The organism is Nostoc sp. CHAB 5715 (assembly GCF_020829685.1).
GTDB lineage: Bacteria > Cyanobacteriota > Cyanobacteriia > Cyanobacteriales > Nostocaceae > Nostoc.
The window spans coordinates 1-3,512 of sequence record NZ_JAIVFR010000813.1 but is presented as its reverse complement, the minus strand read 5'-3'; the positions used below and the strand labels follow the sequence as shown (position 1 = coordinate 3,512).

Below are 3,512 nucleotides of genomic sequence, written 5' to 3'. Positions count from 1 at the left end.
CTATTTATCAATTAAAGTACGGATTACTCTCAAATTATCTCATTCAACAATTGAAACGTCCTGTCCTTCCCATGTTTTTGGTCTAGCTCTTTCGACGCGAGCGCCTGTGCCAGTTGCGTAAGTCCTGAAACTGATGGATGAGCAAGTTCGTAGTAAGGACTTTAATCCTGATGTTCTAAGAGGTTGTTTGAAAAGTCGCAAAGTATACTGGAAACCCCGCTTCCATTCCTCTCCCCGTTGGCGTCAGCCTGCCGTTAGGCAAGCGGAGAGAGGCTTTGAAACCCCCCTTCCCTACAAGGGAATGGGGGCTAGGGGGGTTAGGTTTCTGAGACTTAACTGAACTGTATTGCCCCTTAATCCCCTCCCTGCAAGCGGGGAGAGGAGACAAAGCATAGCTTTGGCGCAGCCTCATGAAGAAATGGTATTACTAATTAAAAATTAACTTCTGCCTTCACGTTTCGGTGTTTCGCGCAGTCTGTAGCAGCTTCCGTCTTCCCTGTAGCAACTTCTGCCTTCACGTTTCGGTGTTTCGCGCAGTCTGTAGCAGCTTCCGTCTTCCCTGTAGCAGCTTCCGCCTTCACGTTTCGGTGTTTCGCGCAGTCTGTAGCAGCTTCCGCCTTCCCTGTAGCAGCTTCCGTCTTCACGTTTCGGTGTTTCGCGCAGTCTGTAGCAACTTCCGCCTTCCCTGTAGCAACTTCTGCCTTCACGTTTCGGTGTTTCGCGCAGTCTGTAGCAGCTTCCGCCTTCCCTGTAGCAACTTCTGCCTTGAGGATAGCTACGAGTATCAAATGGCTGGAGGTATTTGTAAAAGCGATCGCAGTTTATCTTTCAGCCAAAATAAATATTTTGACTTATCCTACGGCTAGAAAAACATCGCTTGTCTTTGCGACAGCCTCCCGCGATCGCTCGTTTTCATAAAAAGCCATGCAAAAATCGAAGTCATTAGTACCAATGACAAATGACTAATGACAAATGACTAATGACAAATGACTAATGACAAATGACTAATGACAAATGACTAAATTTAAGCAGCACAAAAAATCGGGGCAGGTTTCAAACCCGCCCCGATCGCTTCTGATATACTGCGCCCAACGGCTGTTGCTACAGGCTTTAAACTATCAACTAAATGCACCATATCTTCTAAAGAAAGTGCTTGACGGGCATCAGAAACAGATTTTTCTGGTTCTGGGTGACATTCAATAATTAATCCATCAGCACCGCAAGCGATCGCAGCCCTAGCCACAGGTGCTACCAACTCCCGTTTCCCAACGGCATGAGAAGGATCTACAATCACAGGCAAGTGAGTTATTTGCTTGAGTGCTGCCACTGCCCCTAAATCTAGAACGTTGCGGGTGTAATCATCGAAACTGCGGATACCTCTTTCGCACAACACCACATCAGGATTGCCGTGGCTGAGGATATATTCAGCAGCCATAACGAATTCTTCAATTGTCGCTGCTAACCCACGCTTGAGCAGTATTGGTTTACCAGCTTGTCCCAAAGCTTTGAGCAAATCGAAGTTTTGCATATTGCGGCTACCAACTTGAAGCATATCAGCATGGGCGGCGACTACTTGAATTTGAGAAATTGACATAACTTCGGTGACAACTGGCATATTGTAATGCGATCGCACCCTTGCCAAAATCTCCAATCCTTCTTCTCCCATACCCTGGAAAGCGTAGGGAGATGTGCGGGGTTTGTAGACACCGCCACGCAACCCTTGAACGGATGCAGTAGATAGCTTTTGGGCGACTATCTCCATTTGTTCTAAGCTTTCAACAGTGCAGGGGCCGCCGATAATTACTAGTTCTTCGCCCCCAAAAGCGACTTTTTCGGAAATTTTAACCATTGTCTGGTGGTTTGGATGAGATTGTGCAGCAAGTTTGGCGTTAATCATGGTTTCATTCTCCTAAAAATTAAGTATTAAGTATTGGGCATTGGGCATTGGGCATTGGGCATTGGGCATTGGGCATTGGGCATTGGGCATTGGGCATTGGGCATTGGGCATTGATTATTAATTCTTCTCCCTCACTTCCTTATCTCCCTCATCTCCCTCATCTCCCTCATCTCCCTCATCTCCCTCATCTCCCCCTGCCTCCCCACTCCCCACTCCCCACTCCCCACTCCCCACTCCCCACTCCCCACTAACAACAAAAAAGCCCGGAACCTTTGAAGAGTTCCGGGCGCGTTCTGAATCATCGACATGACGCTATTTACCCGGAATTTAGTCTGGGCCAAAAGTAAAAGCCATAAAACCAGCTACTGAAATAAGTCATGACGATGAAATTCTCCTTAAAACAACAAAAACCGCAGAGTTCGCTCTGCGGTTCACCGGGCGGTTTCCGTTAGGAAACTCGATTCACTCCCGGTGAACCACCCTAAACCAAAAATAAAAGTAGGAATTTGTCTGAAGCATTTGCGGGGCTTTTGCTGGAAAACTTAATAAATATACCTGTAAAGTAACATTAACAGGAACACTAAGCGGTGTCAAGACCCCACAAACCATAAAAAAGCGATAGACTCAGTAAAAATGTGGGAGTGAATTAAGAGGCAAGGGAGCAGGCTTGCCGTGAGCTTGTCCTGAGCGTAGTCGTTGGCGCAGCCTCTCGTAGAGAAGGGCGTAGCCGAACGGGAGCAGAGGGGAAAGAGGTAATTTTTTATCGTAAGTTCAAGGGTTTAAAACCCCTACATTTATTATATGTAGCAGCAGTTTCAGTCGGGGTTTAAATCCCCGTACTTCGGCTACGCGAAGTTTCCGTCTGAAATGTCTAAAATGTTTGAATACTTCGGCTACGCTCAGTACAAGTTTTGAATACTTCGGCTACGCTCAGTACAAGTTTTGAATTGTTAATCTCCCCCTTGCCCCCTGCCCCCCTGCTTGTTTATCTTAGGATCATTCAGTTTGATTATGCCCAGTTCCAAAATCTTAGCCCAATCTTTCGACTATTATGGAGTTTACCCCTGCCCAGTCTGTCGGATAGGTAAGATTTCTCACATGCCATTGATGGAAGCTATGGCTTGTGACTTTTGCCAAGAGATTTTTACAGTCAACTTAGAACTAGAGCAAATCAAGATGCCTTCTAGACAACCACCCTTAATTTGGCGTTGGAATGGGTTTAATTGGACAGAAGCACAGTTAGAAGGTGTGGAATTAGGTTGGGGTTATGGACTAGCAGCAGCAGTTTTTGTAATTCTTCCCACTACTCTAATTGGCATAGTAGCTTACTATTTTCCTGCTAATCTCAAAGAACCCATTACCTGGACGCCATATATTTGGACGATATTAACTTTCTTATCACATTTATCAATTATTGTTTGGATTGTGATTGAAATTTATCAGATTCCAGTTGCAGTATATTTGAGAGCGATCGCTCGATGGAGAAACGGGGAGTGGGGAGTGGGGAGTGGGGAGCAGGGGAGGCAGGGGAGCAGGGCTTTCAAGGGTAGGTATTTAAAAATTAGGCAGAGGAGAAGGTGATTTGGGAAACATTAAGTTCTGGAGTAAATGTGGG

General features: G+C 46.0%; 3 protein-coding genes. 1 reads left to right on the top strand and 2 read right to left on the bottom strand.

Annotated features, from left to right (window positions below):
• Positions 1 to 431 precede the first annotated feature (431 nt).
• Together LC574_RS31745 and aroF are read right to left on the bottom strand one after the other, a co-directional pair.
• Positions 432 to 788, bottom strand: coding sequence for a hypothetical protein (locus LC574_RS31745; RefSeq protein WP_229457542.1), 357 nt, complete (start codon positions 786 to 788; stop codon positions 432 to 434).
• 236 nt (positions 789 to 1,024) lie between these two features.
• Positions 1,025 to 1,897: a 3-deoxy-7-phosphoheptulonate synthase gene (gene aroF / locus LC574_RS31740; protein ID WP_229457541.1), complete on the bottom strand. Its 873-nt coding sequence runs from the start codon at positions 1,895 to 1,897 to the stop codon at positions 1,025 to 1,027.
• A gap of 1,011 nt (positions 1,898 to 2,908) precedes the next feature.
• On the opposite strand from aroF, the gene LC574_RS31735 reads away from it, so the two are divergent.
• Complete coding sequence (locus LC574_RS31735) at positions 2,909 to 3,478, top strand: hypothetical protein (protein ID WP_229457540.1); 570 nt, start codon at positions 2,909 to 2,911, stop codon at positions 3,476 to 3,478.
• Positions 3,479 to 3,512 lie beyond the last annotated feature (34 nt).

Excerpts from the sequence above, each read along its gene's own strand:
- aroF (WP_229457541.1), bottom strand. The coding sequence starts at position 1,897 with ATGATTAACGCCAAACTTGCTGCACAATCTCATCCAAACCACCAGACA.
- LC574_RS31735 (WP_229457540.1), top strand. The coding sequence starts at position 2,909 with ATGCCCAGTTCCAAAATCTTAGCCCAATCTTTCGACTATTATGGAGTT.